The following is an 18,210-nucleotide window of genomic DNA, read 5'->3' as shown; positions in this document are numbered from 1 at the left end:
AGCAGGACCGCATGGCCTGCGGTCCCGTATTGTCTCCTTTCTTCTGGCTTTATGCCGTCTCCGTCTTGTGGTTCAGTGCGTAGTAAAAGAAATACTGCTGCATGATGCCGGCCGCGGCGCCGTAACGGCCGAATGGGTCCCGGCCATTGTACTCCCGCTGTATAATCCGCCTGATCCAGGTATCCACCGGGGCGCAGGACGCCCGGCCATAGGCAAACAGCGCCACGCAGTTTGCCACCTTTATTCCCACGCCCCGCACTTCCTCCAGAGCGGCAATCAGCCCGCTGTCCGAAAGGGCGGCAGCTTTCTCCAGGTTCAGGCGTCCCGACAGTACCTTCTGAACCGCATCACAGAGATAAGGCGCCCGATATCCGGCCTTGCAGGCACGGTAGTCCTCCTCGCACACATCCCGCAGCTGCGCCGCTGTTGGAAAAGTATGCAGGCTTTCATAGGGCGTGCGGACGGCGCCGCCGTATCGCTCGCTGAGCATTTCCACCACGGCACGAATGGCCGGAATGCTCTTGCGCTGGGAGATGATAAAGGTGAGCAGGGTCTCCCAGGGGTCCTGGCGCAGAATCCGGATGCCTGCGCCCATCTGTGCGGCCTGGCGCAGAAAGGTGTCCTCGGCCGGGATCTGGCTGCTGATATCCCGGTAGTTCCGGCCAAGATCAAAATAAGGCCGCCAGACACCCTCCCAAACCGCCTGGTTACAGCTCACCTGATAGCGCTCCTCTGAACTCTTTCTGATGTACAGAACCTGATTTCCGGTGATGAAGCGATATGTCCCACCGGAATGTGAGAGAACACGGAAGCATTGTCCGCTGCCCGCAATCTTCTCCAGGTCAAACAGGTCGGAAATGTAAACTTCCATGAATATGCGCCTTCCTTCATCCCCTGTTTTCTATGACAGCGCTCTGCAAAAAGAGAAAAGCGCGGTCCATTGGACGGCAGTATTCCGGTGCTCCAGCCTGCCGCCCCCGCTCTCCTGCCGAGACTTTTCACGCTACTCCCGGCCTTCGGCGGGCGTTATCAGCTGCTCTTGCAGATACTCCAGAAACAGCTCTGCCGCCCGGGAAAAAATCTGGGATTTCTTCCATACCAGATACATGCTCAGTTCCAGCTTCGGCCGCAGAGGACGGAAGCAGAGACTGCTGCCTGTGGTATTGACCTGCCTGTCCAGGGTGAAGGCATAGCCCATTCCCTCGTCTACCATTAGAGATGCATTATAAATCAAATTATAGGTGGCCGCCGTGTGGAGCTGGGCCGGTTCTCTCCTGAGCCAGCGGTACAGGCCGCTCTTGTTGTCCACCTGCCGGGAGAGAATCAGCGGCTTGTCCCACAGGTCCTGGGGGGCGACGGAATGCTGCTGTGCCAGCGGGCTGTCCCGACGCATCAAAATACCCCAGCGGTCCTTCATAGGCAGCTCCAAATAGCAGCACTTCGTCTTATCAATGTCGCCCAGAAGCACGCCGAAGTCCAGCAGGCCCTTATCCAGCCGCTCGCACACATCCACAGCATCTCCGCTGACAATATGAAATTGAATTCTCGGATAGGCGTTCTGAAGCCGGTTTGCCACTCTGGCAATCTGACGCACGCCGTCGGTCTCTCCAGTGCCAATGTAGATATCCCCGCTGAGCGTATCGTCGGACCGCATCATCTCTTTCTCTGTCCGGCTGACCAGATCCAAAATCTCCTCTGCCCGCTTTCTCAGCAGCATCCCGTCCTCTGTGAGGGTAATCTTCCGGTTGCCTCGGACCATCAGCTGTTTGCCCAGCTCCTCCTCCAGCTCCTTGAGCTGTCGTGAGAGCGTGGGCTGAGTGAGATGCAGCGACTGAGCCGCCGCTGAGATATTCTGCTCCCTGGCCACTGCAAGGAAGTACTGCAGCACTCTCAATTCCATAATGCCACCCCCATCCTTGATCATAGCATAGGTTAAATATAGATTTCAAGCATGGCGGAATATTCTATATAGCTATTTATTATCAGTTTATCATTCCCAACACAGCGCTCCGCTTCGTATCCGAAAGCCTCTGAACAGGAGGCGACTAATATGCCTGCTCTCTCTTTCTGTCCCCAATTTCTTGTCACAGGCACAGGTCCTCTCCGGTTGCCGCGCCCTGCATGGCGTTCGGAGCTGCGCCTGCTTTGTCGCCTCTGTGATCTCTGCATCCGGGAGGGCTAAAACGCTGTACGAAGAAGAGGCGGCCCAGACAAGCTGAACCGCCTCCTGTACATCATCTTACACTCACCCTCCGTATCCGGGGATTATCCGCCCAGCAGACTCTGATCAAATGCAAACAGGGCCTCGTTGATCTCAAAGATATTATAGTTTCCCCGGGCAATAAAGTACTCCACAATGATGTCGAACTTGCTGGCGTGGGAAAAGGCAAACCCCGCCTTTTCCAGCAGTTCCCGCGCCTCCGCCAGGGACAACTCCAGCGCCACGGCAAAGGCCATAGCCGTAGGCTTGGAGGGCTTATAGTGGATATCCGATCGGATCTTGGAGAAGAGCTTCCGGTCAATGTTTGCCTTCTTATAGCACTGCGCATCGGTCATGCCGGACTGGTCGATTTTTCGCAGCAGCATCTGGGAAAAGCTCTCGTCCAGCTTGCCCAGCGCCTCCTCCAGGTCCCTTCTGGCCTGCGGCGCAGCCTGACAGGGCGCGGCGTTCTCAGTCTCTTGTTCACAGGCTGTCCCAGCGGCAAACAGGGCCCGGCGCCGCTGCTCTATCCGGCTGCCTCCATGTGCTTTTACGTACCGGTCGTCAATATAGGCGGAAATATCTGCAAAGAGCTTTTCTCCCAGTTCAAAGGAGGCCCTGTCAAAGATCACCAGATAGACCATCATGTCATTGTGGAGAAGAAATTCCCCAATGGTATCCACCGCCACCTTCAGGGCCTGTGCCTTTGGGTAGCCGTAGGCCCCCGAGGAGATCAGCGGAAAGGCCACTGTCTGAAGCCGATATCTCTGCGCCAGCTCCAGCGAGGAGCGGTAGGCGGACGCCAGCAGCTCCCGCTCGCCATGGGTCCCGCCCCGCCAGACCGGGCCCACGGTGTGGATGACATACCGGCAGGGCAGCCGGTACCCCTGCGTAATTTTTGCCTCTCCCGTCCGACAGCCGCCCAGCGTGCGGCACTCCGCCAGCAGCTCCGGCCCGGCGGCGGTGTGGATGGCGCCGTCCACACCGCCGCCCCCCAGCAGGGATTCCTTCGCGGCATTGACAATGGCGTCCACCTTCATAGTGGTGATATCATCCCGGACAATTTGAAGGGGCATAAGCTCCGCCTCCCGCAGTGTTTTGTGCTCTCATCATAACATATCCGCTCTGTTGTGACAACCAGGCAGGCTCCAGCAGATAGAAATACCTTTTGGGCATAGTGAAGAATAAAATATGGGTATTTGCTATTTCAGCCTTTCGGCGCTACACCGAATACAGTACAATCAGCCTGTTCCGGTGGACAGGAATCCGACAAGGAGGACTCATTATGCTTGGAAATTTCACATACTGCAATCCCACCCGCCTGCACTTCGGCGAGAAAGCCCTGGAGGCTCTCTCCGGCGAGCTGGCCGGCTACGGCAGTAAGGTGCTGCTGACCTACGGCGGCGGGTCCATCAAGAAGTCCGGCCTCTACCAGCAGGTGGTATACATTCTGAAGGGCTGCGGCAAAGAGGTCTTTGAGGTGCCCGGTGTTATGCCCAACCCCACAGTGGAGAAGCTCTATGAGGGCTGCCGCATTGCCCGGGAGCACGACGTGGATCTGATTCTGGCCGTGGGCGGCGGCTCGGTCTGCGACTACGCCAAGGCCCTGTCTGTATCCGCCTGGTGCACGGAGGACCCCTGGGACAAGTATTACCTCCGTATGGAGGATGTGGACAACCGGATCATCCCCGTAGGCTGCGTGCTGACCATGGTAGGCACCGGCTCGGAGATGAACGGCGGTTCGGTCATCACCAATCACCAGCAGAAGCGGAAGATCGGTCACGTGTTCGGCAGCAACGTTATGCCCAAATTCACCATTCTCAACCCCACCTACACTTTTACCGTGCCCATGAAGCAGATGGTGGCCGGCATTTATGACGCCTTTAATCACATCTGTGAGCAGTATTTCTCCGGCACTGACGACAATACCACCGACTACATCGCCGAGGGGCTGATGAAGTCTCTGGTGGTCAGCTCCCGGGCCGCGCTTCGTGACCCGAAGGATTACGAGGCCCGCAGCAACATCATGTGGGCGGCTACGTGGGCCCTGAACACTCTGCTGGCCATGGGCAAGACCACCGACTGGGAGGTCCACATGATCGGCCAGTCCATCGGCGCCTTTACCGACGCCACCCACGGCATGACCCTGTCCGCTGTATCCCTGGCCTACTACCGCTTCATCATGCCCTACGGCCTGAGCAAGTTCGCCCGTTTTGCTGTCAATGTCTGGGGTGTGGACCCTCAGGGCAAGGATGACACGGCCCTGGCTGAGGAGGGTCTGAAGGCCATGGAGGCCTGGATGAAAGAGCTGGGCGTGACTATGAATATCCGGGACCTGGGCGTCACGGAGGACATGCTGGAGGGCATTGCCGACGGCACCTTCATTATGCCCGGCGGATACCGGGTACTCACCCGGGAGGATGTCATCGCAATTCTGAAGGCCAGCATGTAAGGGGACGCGCCGGTCTTTTCCCGCTGTGTCCCCTCCATATACAGAAAGGCGTCCGCCGGAAGGCTCCGGCGGACGCCTTATTTTTTATTTCTGTAATTGAACCTCTTTTTTCCCGGAGTGTCCCCGGGCGATATTGACGACCGTACCTGTCAGGGCAAAAAGGGCAATGGCGTTGGGAATGACCATCAGGTTGTTGAACATATCGGTCAGCTCCCACACCAGATCATTGGACATGAGCGTACCCAGGAAGATGAATACCAGGGCGGCAACCGCATACACCGGAACGGCCTTTTTGCCGAAGAGATAGATAACGTTGATCTTGCCGAACATGTTCCAGCTCAGCACCGTGGAAAAGGCGAAAAAGAACAGGCATATCGCCACGAAGACAGCTCCCCCCTCCCCGCCGAACACGGTGCCGAAGGCGGTCTGGGCCAGGTTGGTGTTGCTGATGCCTTCGGGGATGACGCCGGTATGGAGGATACCGTCGCTGGTGTACAGGGTGGAGATAATCACCAGGGCGTTGAGGGTGAGCACCACAAAAGTGTCGATGAACACGCCTATCATGGCCACCACGCCCTGGTCGTGGGGATCCTTCACATTGGCCTGGGCGTGGGCGTGGGGCGTGGAGCCCATGCCCGCTTCGTTGGAGAACAGCCCCCGTTTGGCGCCCTGGCTGACAGCAGTCTTGATGGCGTAGCCGAAGCCTCCGCCGATGATGGCCTGGGGCTGGAAGGCGTAGCGGAAGATCATGGCAAAGGTCTCGGGAATATAGCGGAACCGGGCTGCCAGCACGGCCAGGCCCCCCACCAGGAAGATAACCGCCATGAAGGGCACCAGCTTCTCGGTCACAGCCGCCAGCCGGTCCATGCCGCCCAGAAAGATGAAGGCGCAGACAACCACCATTACAATGCCCACCACCCAGGCGGGGATATGAAAGGCAGTCTGAAAGGTGGAGCCAATGGAGTTGGACTGGACCATGCAGCCCATGAAGCCCAGGGCCAGAATAATGGCCACGGCAAAAAAGCCGGCGAGAAATTTGCCGAAGGCGCCCTTGAAGGCAGTGGTGATGTAGTACACCGGACCGCCGTGGAAGTGCCCCTGCTCGTCAGTAATCCGGGTCTTAACGGCCAGGGTGGCCTCGGCATAAATAGTTGCCATACCGAAGAAGGCGATGATCCACATCCAGAAGATGGCACCCGGCCCGCCGGTGAGGATGGCGCCGGAGGCGCCCACGATATTGCCCGTGCCCACCTGGGCCGCCACGGCGGTGGCCAGGGCCTGGAAGGAACTCATGCCCCGCTCCTGCCGCCCGCCCCGCAGGGACAGGTTGCCGAACACCCGCCGCATACCCTCCCCAAAGCAGCGGACCTGGATAAAGCGGGTGCGGATGGAGTACCAGAGCCCCACGCCGATGAGCAGAAAGACCAGAATATAGCTGGACAGGGTGACGTTGATGTTGCAGACGTGGGGATAGAGCCACGCCTCCAACGCTTGCAGTGCTTCCATCATAGTGTTTTCTCTCCTCTTCAAAAAACAGACCGTGGGTCTGCCCACGGTCTGTTAAGAAAAAACACTGCCTGCGGCCGGGCCTCTGCGGCTCCGCCGTTTTTGTGTATCCTCTGTCCTTTTGCCTGAGAGATTGGCGGCGCTGTCCCGCTCCGCTTTGCCCCTTCGGCACCCAGTTCGTGAGCTTCTCCAGAGTGACATCCACGCACAGTCTCTGTTCCAGTCCGGAACGCCTGAGAGTGTTACTCCTTCGACAAGCCAACGGCTTTTTCCTGGGCGCTTCAATTGTCTTGTTCGGTTGTGAAGGACATTATACCGTCATTGATGGACATTGTCAACCCCTTCCTCCGGTTTTCACCGTACCGCCGCCAGCAGTCAAATCATCTCTCTGTTTCCAAAACGCCCCTTGTCCCGAAGTCTGCTTCCTGTTCTTTTCTTCATCCGCGCCCAAAGCCGATTTTCCGGCGGGCGGGCCAGGGGAAGTCCCGCCACTGTCCGCCCCGGCCATCCTTTCCGGCCAGCAGCACCGCGGCGGCATCCGCTATGTAGCCCAGATAGCTGGCCGCCGAAGGGTCCCCGCACAGCAGCTTCCACATCAGGCCGCCGAACAGGTAGGACTGGGCAAACTCCCGCCAGCTGTTCAGCTCTTCCGCCGCCTGCTGGGACAGGTCCCACAGAAGGCCCTCCGCCTCCTCCCGGGTGAGCCAGCCCAGATAACAGCCCCAGCGGGTCAGCATAGCGGCCCGGCCCACGTCCCAGCCCGCCATAAAGCCGGGGGCATACCGGTCCCGGTACCGCTGGGCAAAACGCCAGGCCCGGGCCGTATTCTCCCGGTCCTCCTGGTCGCCGTCCTCATCCCAGAGCTCTTCCGGAGAGTCCGCCTGGGCATAAATCCGGTACCGCAGGGTGTAGCCTTCCCGGGACAGATAGCGGATCATATCCAGCAGGTCCGCCCGGCCGTCAATGCCCCAGGAGCGGCGCACAATGGACGCCACCTGCTGCTCCATAACCGGGATATGCTCTTCCACGTCCATGCCGTCCAGCCGGTGGTCGTTGAGGGTGGAGACAATGCCGGAGAGAAGAACACCGAACCGCTCCCAGCGGGCGGCGTCCTTTCCGTAGGACTCAGACTCAGGCTCGGGCATGGCCTCCAGCCGGGCCATGGTATCCTCCAGCAGCGTATAGAGCGCCTGCTCCTCCTCCAGACCCAGAGCGCCCTCCTCCTCGTCGTCCTCCTCCATGGCAAGAGTCTCCAGCGCTGCCGCAACGACTCCCATGTCCTCTCCAAACAGCTGGCTTATCACTGACTCCGCCCCCATGGAGGCGGCCTGCGCCATCTGTTCCTGTATCATCTGCGCCATTTGGGCCTGTCTGGCCGCCATTTGCGCCATATCCTCCCCACTGAAGGTCTGACCCAGAATCTCCACCTGCCGCCGGGCATTGGCTGCGGCCTGAGCCGCCTCGGAAGATGGCTTCTCCTCCAGCTTCTCTCCCCACCTTCCGGCCAGCGCTTCGCTCTTCTCCACGGCCTCCCGCAGGCCGCCCGAGGCCTTTTCCCGGGCTTCCCGGGCCCGCCGCTGGATCTCATCAATGTCGATCATTGTCCCGCTCCTCCTGTTCCTGCTCCAACTCGTGCCATGCCGGCGGGGCCTTGCGCCTGCTGAACAGGCCCTTAAACCGTTCCAGCAGGGACTCCACCGTATGGAACCACAGATTACCCACAATTGTTACGGCGATAAGCACCAGCAGTATAGCGCCAAGTTCATAAAACCACATGCGCCCCTCACTTCTTGGCAAAGCGCTCCGTGAAGAAGGCCGTAAAGTCCGCCAGCTCCTGCTCCTGGGACACATAGACATAGAGCTTCTCATCCTCCAGCCAGTCGTAGGCATTGATGGCGAGATAGCCCTTTCGGTCGGGGCAGATAACAAAGGCGTCGGTGGGATACTTGTTCCGATAGGCCTTCAGAATCTCGGAGCGCCGGTACCAAGCGGGGTCCCCACACCCGGACAGGTCAGGGACGGTGGGCACCACCACTATGACCTCCTCCGCCTCGTTCCAGCCTACAATTAAATTTCCAATCTTGGTCTTGCTGCCGTGGACAAAGCCGTAATTGAAGCGGCTCACATCCTCCGTATAGCCGCAGATCAGCTTGTACCGGTCCCCATTTTCCACCACCTGGTTGAACAGACGGCGCATCTTTTGGGCGTTGGCGCTGCTCTTCTCCATGTCGATCTCCGGTCCCCTGAAGAGTTTGCTGAAAAATCCCATGTTCGTTTCCTCCTAGATGTTATTTATCTGAGGGGACGGAGCCCCGTCCCAGCTCTCCGGAAGAGAATAAAGATATTTTTTGCATTTTGTCTTTATTTTTCTGTTAAAAAATCCGTCTGAATACGGCTTGCACATATTCAGACGGATTTTGCGCTTATTCTCTCACACACTCCAGGTAGTTCACAATGGTGTCGATTTGAAAGTCCACGGTCTTATCGGCGGCCTCAGGCACAAACAGCGGCATGGTCTGGGGGATAGCCCGCCGGAAGACCATGACGGCCAGGCTCAGATTGGTAAAGAGAGCCACCCGCTCTCCGTCGGACCGGATGCCGAAGCACTCCAGAAGCTCCCCGAAGAGGCGGGCCTGCTTCTCCCGAAAAGTCTGGTAGCTCTCCGGCGAGAGACGGCGGAAAATCAACTGCTGCTCCTCAATGGTGAGGACGGCGATGCCGTTTTTTTCGCCGTAGCAGCAGGCGAGGAGGAACTGCCTGACCCCCTCCCGCCAACTGAGGGCCGGGTCGGCCATCAGCTTCCGGGCGTAGGCGAGAATTTTGGGCTGCTGGAGGTAGAGGGTCTCCACCACGAAATCCTCTTTGGTGGGGAAAAAAGAGTAGAAAAAGGTCCGCGAAATGCCCACAGCCTTATAAATTTGCTCCACAGTGGTGTGCTGGATCCCCTGCCGGGCCATCAGCTCCAGCCCTGTGGTGAGCAGCGCCTCCCGGACACGCTTCCGATCCTCTTCCGTATAAGCCACCTTGGGCATGGCGTCCCTCCTATAATAAAAACAAATATCGTATTTTGTATTTATTCTACCACACCGCTCCGGTCATGGCAAGTCCCAGTTGACACGCTCCCCAGTGCGTCACACCACAATCTCCGCCCGGCTGCCGCCGGTCCGGTCCTTGGTGACCACAATCTGTTTGTCGATCTTCTCCTTCAACTCAGCCACATGGGAGATAATGCCCACCAGGCGGTTTCCCTCGGTCAGGCCCGTAAGGGCCCGGATGGCCTGCTGGAGGGACTCCTCGTCCAGGGAGCCGAACCCCTCGTCCACAAACATGGTGTCCAGCCGAATGCCTCCGGCGGCAGACTGGATCTCGTCGGACAGGCCCAATGCCAGGGAGAGGGACGCCTTGAAAGACTCACCGCCGGACAGGGACTTAACGCTGCGCTCCGAGCCGTTATAGTGGTCAATCACATCCAGATCCAGGCCGCTCTGGCTTTGGTTGTTCTCCGCCACCCGGCGGCGCTTGAGTTCGTACTGCCCGCCTGACATAACCAGAAAGCGGATATTGGCCCGGCGGAGGATGCGGTCAAAGAAGGTCATCTGGATATAGGTCTCCAGCGCTATCTTCTCTCTGCCCTGGAGGGCTCCGTTCACTGTATCGGACAGAGCCCGCACCCAGGTATATCGCTCCTCCAGGGCCTTCAGGTCCGCCGCTTTCCCCCGAATATTCTCCAGGACAGTCTGGTTGGTGGTCAGCCGGGTGTGGATGGTCCGCTGCTCCGCAGCCCGGGCGTTCCGGGCCTCGTTCAGCGCCTTGCTCCGGGCCTGCTGGACCGGAACATCAATGTCCCCGGCGCTCTCCAGCAGCTTCTTCAGTCCCTGGATGGCGGTATCCAATCCGGCCAGCTCCTTCTCCCCGGCGTCATAGGCCGCCTGGGCCGCCTCCAGGGCTTGGTCCAGCTTTTTTATCTCATGCTGCAGCGCGTTCTGCTGCCGGCGGGCAGCGGCGTCGTCCGGGCATCTGAGGCCGGCGCGCAGCTCATCCACCTGTCCCGCCAGTTCCTGCTTCCGGCTCTCCGCACCGGCCAGCATCTCCCGGCACTGGGAGCACCTCTGCTCCAGCTTTCTCTCTTCCTGCTCAGCCTGGGGAATTTTCTCGTCCAGCTCTTTTTTTCGGGCCACCCGGGCTGCGTTCTCCCTCTGCTGCCGCTCCAGATGATCCAGCGCGGCCTGGGCGACCGCCTGCTCTTCCGGGACGCGCAGGAATGCGGCCTCCAGAGTGCAGCCCTCCAGCTGCTCGGCCAGCTGCCGCCGGAGCCTGCCCTCCAGCTGCTCCCTCTGCCCCTGGAGTCCGCTCCGGGCCACATCCGCCTCGGTTATCTCCGCCCTCAGCCGCTCCTGACGGGCGGTCAGCGCCGCAAGCTCCTCCTCCTGCCGCTTCATGCTCTGTCCCAGTTTCTCCCGGTGGGTCAGCTGTGCCTCCAGGTCCTGCTGTTCTCGATGGATTTGGGTCAGGACGGCGGCGTTTTCCGCCTTGCAGGCCGACAGCTGTTTGGCGGCATCCGCTATTCTGGGCTCCTCCACATAGGGCGCCATCTGGCAGAGCAGCTGCTCTTCCCTTGCCTCCAAGGCAGTCTTTTCCCTGCCCGCCGCCAGGCTCTTTTCGCCGGCCTCCTGACGGGCTGCCTCGGCGTCCGCTTTGGATTGGTTCAGTTCCGCCTCCGTAGGGGCCTCCTCGGATGCACGGGCGGGCACAGGGTGGTGGAGCGCGCCGCACACCGGGCAGGGCTTGCCCTCTTCCAGGGACTGAGCCAGGATACCTGCCTGCTCGTCCAGAAAGGCACGGTTCTGCCGGTTGTAGATCGCCTCCGCCTGATCGGCCCGCTCCTGCGCGGTTCGATAGGCTGCCTGGGCCCGCTCCAGTGACGCCCTGGATGCCCGGCAGCGCTCCAGCAGGCCGGTCAGGCTGTCCAGCGCCTGCTTCTGCTCCACAGCCTGAGTCTGGCGGTGGGACAGCTTTTCCCGCTCTGCCTCCAGTCCCTCTGTGGCCGACCAGGTATCCCGGCTTGCCTGAAGGGCACTGTTCTGCCGGGTCAGCTCTTCGGACAGCTTCTCCCACTGGCGGGACAGGTTTTCCCGCCGGGCCCGGCGCTCCTGAAGCCGGGCTCCACAGTCCTTCCACTCCGCCATGTCCTGGGCCAGGGCATCCAGAGCGGAGCGGCGGCTCTCAGCCTGGGACCGCTCCCCTCTCAGCCGCTCCCGGTCTGCCTCTGCCCGGGACAGGCTCTCCGCCTCTTTCTTCCACTCGTCCAGCCGGTCTGTCTGAACCTGCCGGGCCTGGGTCAGCCGGTCCTGCTGCTCCTTCAGCCCGGAAATACGCTCCTTCAGAGCGTCCAGGTCCGCCCGCTTGCCGGTCAGCTCCTGGTAGCGGGGCAGCTCCGCCTCCAGGGCCGCCAGGTTCTTTGCCAGCTCTTCCCGGCGGGGCTTGTTTCCGCTCTCTTCCTCCAGCACCCCGCGTGCCGTCTCCAGTCTGGGCAGCAGGGCCTGCCTCTGGGCGCCGGCGTGCTCCAGGCTGCGCCGGGTCTTGTCCAGCTCTGCCGCCTTACCCAGCAGTCCCGCCGTCTCTTCCAGCGCCCGGTCCAGCTCGTTCATCGCCTCCTGGCACCGGGCATCCGCCTGCCTGTCCTGGGCGATTAGCGCCTCAATGAGCTCCTCCGTCTCCCCAAAGGGGAGTTCTCCCGCCTTTGCCTTTTCCAGCTTGGGACGCAGCAAATCGTCCTCCTGACAGAGCACGCCGCCGATGTACTGCTGTACGCTGGCCCGGGCGCTCTCGCAGGCCTTTTGCAGTTCTCCCGCTTCCCGCTTTATCCGATCCTGGAAGGTCATGTAGTACCGGGTCTTGAAGATTTCTCGGAAAATTCCCTGGCGGCTTTTGGTATCGGCCAGCAGCAGCTTGAGAAAATCCCCCTGGGCGATCATGGCAATCTGGGCAAACTGGCTCCGGTTCAGGCCGATGATGGACGCAATCTCGCTGTTGACTTCCCTGGGCCTGGTGACCAGACGGCCGTCAGGCAGGCGAAGTTCCGCCTCCGCCCTCTGGGTGGTGGTACCGCCGCCCCGCTTGGCAGGGCGCTCATACTCCGGGTTCCGGCGGACGGTATAGGTCTTGCCGCCGTAGGAGAACACCAGCTCCACCTCGGTGGGGGCGTCCGGCCGGGCGTACTTGGAGCGGAACATGGATGGTTCCCGGTTCTCGCCGCTTGGCTCGCCATAGAGGGCATAGGTGATGGCGTCAAAGATGGTGGTCTTGCCCGCGCCGGTGTCGCCGGTGATGAGATAGAGCCCCTGGGCGCCCAGCTTTTCCAGGTCAATGACTGTCCTTCCGGCATAGGGCCCGAAGGCGGACAGGGTCAGTTTCAGCGGTCTCATGCCTCTCCCTCCCAAATACGCTCCATCAGGTCCCGGGCAAAGTCCCGCTGGGCCTCTGCCATGGGCCGTCCGTTCTGTTTCTCGTAGAATTCCTCCAGCAGCTCCAGGGGAGACTTGTCCCGTCTGTCCTCCGGGCTGTCTATCACCCCTCCCGCCCGGGTGCGGGTATTGTCATAGTCCAGCTTCATCAGATAGGGGTAGATGACCCGCAGCTTGCTCACTGCATCGGGGATATCGTCCTCATCGGTGAGGGTGATATGAACATAGTCTCCCGGATAGCCTGCCCCCTCGTAAAAGTCCCGGAGGGTCAGCGTCTCGTACGTTCCCTTCAGTTCCACCATGTCCCGCATAGGGGTGAGGGGCACGGTGCGGACGGCCACATTCCCCTTGGCCCCCAGCTCCACCACCGTGACCGATTTCTGCTGCCCGGCCTCGGAGAAGGAGTACTTCAGTGGAGTACCGCAGTAACGCACCGTCTCCCGCTCCACCCGCTGGGGACCGTGGATATGCCCCAAGGCCACATAGTCAAAGGGCGCAAAGACGGACACGTCCACGTTGTCCGCCCCGCCCACAGACACCTCCTCCGAGTCGCACCGCACCGCACCGGTGACAAACTGGTGAGTCACCAGCACATTGCGGGCGGCGGTATCCACTCCCATGGCCTCAATGGCCGTGGCCAGGGCGTCGGTGTAGGTGGCGATCTCCCGCTGGGGGAACCAGCGCCGGACGTGGGCCGGCTTCACAAAAGGCAGCAGATAGAGATTCACCGGGCCGTACTGGTCGGTGAGCGTGATGGGCTCCACCCTGCCATCGTACACAGGGGCCAGATGGACGCCGCTGCCCGCCATGAGACGCCCGCCGAAGGCCATGCGCTCGGGGGAATCGTGATTGCCGCTGATAACAAAGGTCCGGAGCTTCCGTCCGGACAGGCGCACCAGAAAATCGTCCAGCAGAGCCACGGCCTCGGCGGAGGGCACCGGCTTGTCGTAGACGTCCCCGGCGATAAGCACCCCGTCGGGCGCCTCCCGGTCAATGATTTGGAGGATCTCTGTCAAAATATACTGCTGGTCCTCCAGCAGGGAGAATTCATTGACCCGTTTTCCCAGGTGTAGGTCAGAGAGATGGATGAGCTTCATTATAGGCCTCCTCCCGGTAAGCTGTCGTTTCCCATCCATTATAGCCGCCCGCACGGCCCTGCGCAATACGCCCCCGGCTTATGACCCCCGCCGCAGGCCTCAATTTTGCTGCGCCGGTTCTGAAAAAGGCTCCAGAGACATTGCGTCTCTGGAGCCTTTTTGTCTTTACGCCTGATCCCCGTTCTTTTGTCCTTGGGCATAGGTGTAGTGGCGTTTTCCCTCCTGCTTGCTCTTGTACAGGGCTACATCTGCCTTCTGAATATTATCTGTGTAGGAGAAGTCCGCCTCATCTACAAATATCACACCCGCGCTGCAGCTAATCGGGATATTGGGATATGCGTCCAGCTCAGAGTAGAGCTTTTTCATGCGCTGTTCCAGAATATCTCTGGTGACAGGGCCTTTCAAAAATACAATGAACTCGTCGCCCCCCAGACGTCCCACCAGGTCCTCCCGCCGGAACGTAATCTCCAGCAGCTTTGTGACATACCGCAGAACCGCATCTCCCTCCAGGTGGCCGAACCGGTCGTTTACAACCTTAAAATTATCAATATCCAGGAGAATCAGGACCCCCCGCTGCGGACCAGCGGTATCATCCATGTACTGGCATACCAGCTTGCGAAATGCGTTCCGGTTATAAACTCCGGTCAGCGGGTCACAGTTCGCTGCCTCCTGCTGGGCCTGCTCCTTCCGCACCTGAGCGTCGATATCCTTGAGATAGAGCAGCGCATAGATATTTTCTGTAAACTGCTCCCGGAAGCTGTGCGCCACCAGCTCCACCCAGCGCCACTTTCCATCAATCTGGCGCTGGTAACGGAAGCGGTGAATGGGCTCCTGATCGGAAAAGAGCTCTTTCCACGACTTCATCCTGTTTAATTTTTCCATTTCCTGGTCGGACCGCATATCCATCTGGGCATGACGGCGCATAAACTGCAGCAGGCCCTCCGTCCCTTTATACTCCCACACATAGCTGGCCCACAGACCGCCGGATGCTTTCAGCTGTCCGTTTCCCAGGTCCAGCTCGGCATAAGCGATATTCTCGCTCAAGCTCGCCTGGTAAAATTCCCGGATGCGCAGATTCTCGAGCTGGAGCTCCCGGTCCTGTTCGGCGGCGTCCAGCAGCACAAGGACCGTATTCCGGTCCTGCTCTGTACTGCCCAGATGACGAATGCGCAGATTGAACCACTCATAATCTCCCTTTTTGGTGCGGAGAGGGAACGCCTCTTTCCCGTCCTTTTCAACCTGATGGATATTTTGGAACAGGGCGGCAAACTTGCTTTCAAAGTGCGGGTGCACCATTTTCTCCTTCAACCAGCAGGCGGGAAAGTTGGACTCGTGCTTTTCTTCCCCGGCCAGCAGCGTGCGGCTGGTGTGAAAGTAGATCGTCCCCCTGCGCGCGTTAAACTCGAATACCTCTCCTGCCGGCGTATCAGGCAAAAACTGGGGACGTTCTATATCAGAGATAACCCGGTGATACCCCTCCAGACAGATCATCCCTCCCGTATCCGCCGTGCGGATGCCTATGCAGCGCACCATGACCTCCCCCAGAACCGGGTGCTGCCAAGGATACTCCAGCTGCACCACCCGCCGGGACCGCACCATACTCTCCACAGCCAGATTCACATACTGGTAGTAGCCTTCATTGATATGATTATACCAGTACGCATAGCACTCCTGGGGTGAGAGCGCCTGCTCCAGCCCCATCACGCGGCGCATAGTCTCGTCGGCAAACATCTCCCGCAGATCGCCTTTTGGGTCAATGCGGATAAACCAGAGCCCCATGTCCGTGTCTTTCAACACATCCCGGTAGTGGAGGTCCAGAAGCTCGCCCAGCCGCTCTTCTGTCTTATTCTGGTCAAACCGGTTGACCACAAACAGCGACAGCATGCGGAGCAGCGCATCATCGTTGATGCAGTGGCGCGGATTATCCACCCCCAGAAACCCTATCAGCTTTCCCTCTCTGCGGATGGGTGTGGCAATGAGCCGCCGGATTCCCTGTGCGTTTAAAATCTCCCACTCCTGCGGGTCGCTCTCCCGCAAATCATCCAGGTTGGCAATAAATACCGAGGCATTTTCTTTGAACAGATTGATCCAGCGTTCCATGACAGATGCTGGTACTTTCTGCAGCTTTCCCTGCTCTGACTCAACACCCTCCCGGCACCACTCATAGGTATTGTTCCACAGCTGCTGTGTGCCAGTCTCCGGTTCGAACAGGTACGCACGGTCTGCCTGGTAAAAATCCACTACGGACGCCAGCATCCGTTTGGTCGCCTGCTCCATGTCCGACTCCTCAGCCAGAGCTCTTGCACAGGCGAGTATGTTCTCCGCGAAGTCCAGCTTCTCCCGTACCGCCTGACTGACAAACTCCCGGTTGGTGATGTCTACGGCAACTTCCAGCCGGGCCAGTTTTCCCCGCCACGGAATCAATTTGTCCTTGAGTATGAAATGGCGCTTCAGAATTTTGTTATCCCACTCCCAGATGTAAAACCGATCTTTTCTCAGGCAGCTGTTGGTGCAGAACTCACAGGGGTCATCTTTCCCCTGAATTACCTTATAGCACTTCTGCCCTTTATAATCGTGGACGCCTGTCAGCCGTTGTCCGGCCGGGTTGAGGTAGTACATCTCATAGGTCACAATATCGCTGACATATACAATATCATCCAGAGCCTCCACAATGCTCTCCAGCGTCTCTGTGGTAGGATTCATATCTTTCGGCAGCTGTTCCTCGCTCCACTTCAGCCGGTACAGCTCCCGCTTTAGCGCGGCATATCCCCGATACTCCATGGTATCCTGCTGGATGTAGGTCCGGGCAAATGTCTCCGCTGTAAGCGGCGGATTGAACAGGTACCCCTGAATCAGGACATGCCCCAGCTTCTCCAGTGCCGCCAGCTCATCCCGGGTCTCCACGCCCTCACAGCACACCCGAATCTGAGAGGAATGAGCCAGCTCCACCATATTGTTAAGCAGGCGGTAGTTATATGCGCTGTGCTGAATTCCGCTGACAAAGCAGCGGTCAATTTTGATTTCATCAATATCCAGATTCTTCAGGTATCCCAAGCTGGAATAGCCCGTTCCAAAATCATCCACCGAGATTTCAATGCCCGCCTGTTTCCACTGATAAAAGAGCTTATTGAAATAGGGATAGTTCTGAAGCTGCATGCTCTCCGTGACCTCCAGCGTCAGGGCGTCTCCCGGCAGGCCGCTCTCGTTCAGGAGCTTCAGAACCTGCTCTGCAATGTTGTCCTGGCTGAGCTGGGTATAGGAAATATTCACGCTGACGTGTATATCGTCCCGGAATTCCCGCCATATCCGGCACTGCTCCAGCGCGTTTTTCAGCACCCACAGCCCCACGTCGCAGATCATCCCCGTCTGTTCCAGAACGGGGATAAACTCATTGGGACTAACTGCGCCTCTTGTAGGCGATTGGTAGCGCAGCAGCGCCTCCGCGCCAAACAGCTCGTAGGTTCTGGATTGGATCTGGGGTTGGTAGCGCAGAGAAAACCCGGCGAAGCCGTTCTGAACGCTCCGGTGAAGCTCCTCCTGAAGCTCTACTGTGGACAGCTTCTCCTCATAATCTTTCTGAGAGAAAAAGGCCATCACATTTTTTCCCATCCGTTTGGCCTTGTCCAGAGTGTCCTCCGCGTACTGATAGAGGGAGCCGCTGTCCACATCAGAGTGCTCATGGTAGGCCACCACACCCGCCGAGATGGTACAGTATTCCGACATCCGTGCACGGAGCTGCTGATAGATCTTCTCTACCGCTTCCTTCTCTGACACGGGAAGATTGACGGCAAAACAGTCTCCGTTTACTCTGTAAATCCGTATGCCCGGCGCTACCAGCTCCTCCAGCGTATCCGCCAGCTGCCGCAGGACCCGGCTTCCGTACTCCCGGCCATGGCTGATGTTGATGTGCTTGAGATTGTCAACGCCCAGCAGCAGCAGGAAGCAGGGAATCCCGGCGTTCAAAATCCGGTCCATATCTTCCATCAGCTTGACCGCATTAAATGCACCTGTCAGCTGGTCCACCTTCTGCTCCAGGACCGTATCGGATGCCTGGCCGATGAGCGCTACCGCTTTCCCGTTCTCATCCCTCTGGCACTGTCCCCGACAGTTGAGCCACACTCTGTTTCCATCTCTGTCTACCAGTCGATACTCGCGGCTGTAATTATGCACCTTCCCCTGCCGAACCGCTTCCATCTCGCGCTTGAGGGTGCTCAGGTCCTTGTCGTAGACGCAGGAAAACCAGCCTGCTTCTGTGCAGCAGTGCGCTTCATCCAGCTCAATCGGATACCGCTGGCTGATGTCTCCATAGAAAAATATCCGTTCCCGCTCCAGATCCCACAAAAACAGGTATCCATTTCCACCTTCGCCCAGAATGCTCAGCACTTCCAATTGCGCGCGCATTTTTTCTTCTCTTTCCGAGCTCAATGGCAAACACCCCTTTCCACCCTCTCCGGACATGCTTCTTGCCTTCAGCCGCTTTGGCATAAGAAG

The 18,210-nt window shown here is 59.0% G+C and carries 12 protein-coding genes and 1 riboswitch; of the genes, 1 reads left to right on the top strand and 11 read right to left on the bottom strand.

Going from position 1 to position 18,210, the window contains the following annotated elements:
* Window positions 1-49 precede the first annotated feature (49 nt).
* From Q0K06_RS06545 to Q0K06_RS06535, 3 genes are all read right to left on the bottom strand, one after another.
* Window positions 50-871, bottom strand: a complete 822-nt coding sequence (locus Q0K06_RS06545) for a DNA glycosylase (protein WP_294550187.1) — start codon at window positions 869-871, stop codon at window positions 50-52.
* A 132-nt stretch (window positions 872-1,003) separates the two neighbouring features.
* Window positions 1,004-1,900 carry a LysR family transcriptional regulator gene (locus Q0K06_RS06540; RefSeq protein ID WP_294550185.1) on the bottom strand — a complete coding sequence of 299 codons (897 nt, stop codon included), beginning with the start codon at window positions 1,898-1,900 and terminating at the stop codon, window positions 1,004-1,006.
* Between the two features lie 365 nt (window positions 1,901-2,265).
* Entirely contained in the window at window positions 2,266-3,276 is a 1,011-nt protein-coding gene (locus Q0K06_RS06535) for an O-acetyl-ADP-ribose deacetylase (protein WP_294550183.1), read from the bottom strand.
* A gap of 209 nt (window positions 3,277-3,485) precedes the next feature.
* Here Q0K06_RS06535 and Q0K06_RS06530 point away from each other — a divergent pair, with 209 nt between their 5' ends.
* Complete coding sequence (locus Q0K06_RS06530) at window positions 3,486-4,652, top strand: iron-containing alcohol dehydrogenase (protein WP_294550180.1); 1,167 nt, start codon at window positions 3,486-3,488, stop codon at window positions 4,650-4,652.
* A gap of 84 nt (window positions 4,653-4,736) precedes the next feature.
* On the opposite strand, the gene Q0K06_RS06525 is transcribed toward Q0K06_RS06530, so the two are convergent.
* From Q0K06_RS06525 to Q0K06_RS06490, 8 genes are all read right to left on the bottom strand, one after another.
* The gene (locus Q0K06_RS06525; RefSeq protein WP_294550206.1) at window positions 4,737-6,158 is read right to left on the bottom strand and encodes a sodium:alanine symporter family protein; all 1,422 of its coding nucleotides are present in this window, start codon (window positions 6,156-6,158) and stop codon (window positions 4,737-4,739) included.
* A 103-nt stretch (window positions 6,159-6,261) separates the two neighbouring features.
* A riboswitch (glycine riboswitch) is annotated at window positions 6,262-6,361 on the bottom strand.
* A 234-nt stretch (window positions 6,362-6,595) separates the two neighbouring features.
* Window positions 6,596-7,759: a DUF1266 domain-containing protein gene (locus Q0K06_RS06520; RefSeq protein WP_294550177.1), complete on the bottom strand. Its 1,164-nt coding sequence runs from the start codon at window positions 7,757-7,759 to the stop codon at window positions 6,596-6,598.
* Window positions 7,746-7,934 (bottom strand): hypothetical protein, encoded by a 189-nt coding sequence (locus tag Q0K06_RS06515; RefSeq protein WP_294550174.1) that lies wholly within the window; start codon window positions 7,932-7,934, stop codon window positions 7,746-7,748. Before Q0K06_RS06515 ends, Q0K06_RS06520 begins: the two co-directional genes overlap by 14 nt.
* 7 nt (window positions 7,935-7,941) lie before the next feature.
* A complete protein-coding gene (locus Q0K06_RS06510) occupies window positions 7,942-8,427 on the bottom strand; it encodes a hypothetical protein (protein WP_294550171.1) in 486 nt (161 codons plus the stop codon).
* 154 nt (window positions 8,428-8,581) lie between these two features.
* Entirely contained in the window at window positions 8,582-9,190 is a 609-nt protein-coding gene (locus tag Q0K06_RS06505; RefSeq protein WP_294550168.1) for a TetR/AcrR family transcriptional regulator, read from the bottom strand.
* A gap of 99 nt (window positions 9,191-9,289) precedes the next feature.
* Window positions 9,290-12,583 (bottom strand): SMC family ATPase, encoded by a 3,294-nt coding sequence (locus tag Q0K06_RS06500; protein ID WP_294550165.1) that lies wholly within the window; start codon window positions 12,581-12,583, stop codon window positions 9,290-9,292.
* Window positions 12,580-13,719, bottom strand: coding sequence for an exonuclease SbcCD subunit D (locus tag Q0K06_RS06495; protein ID WP_294550162.1), 1,140 nt, complete (start codon window positions 13,717-13,719; stop codon window positions 12,580-12,582). Before Q0K06_RS06495 ends, Q0K06_RS06500 begins: the two co-directional genes overlap by 4 nt.
* 165 nt (window positions 13,720-13,884) lie before the next feature.
* Entirely contained in the window at window positions 13,885-18,120 is a 4,236-nt protein-coding gene (locus Q0K06_RS06490) for an EAL domain-containing protein (RefSeq protein WP_294550159.1), read from the bottom strand.
* Window positions 18,121-18,210 lie beyond the last annotated feature (90 nt).

The organism is uncultured Pseudoflavonifractor sp. (genome assembly GCF_944387805.1).
In the GTDB taxonomy this organism is placed as follows: Bacteria; Bacillota; Clostridia; order Oscillospirales; family Oscillospiraceae; genus Pseudoflavonifractor.
The sequence above is the reverse complement of the archived record's forward strand: the minus strand, read 5'-3'. Positions and strand labels throughout refer to the sequence as shown.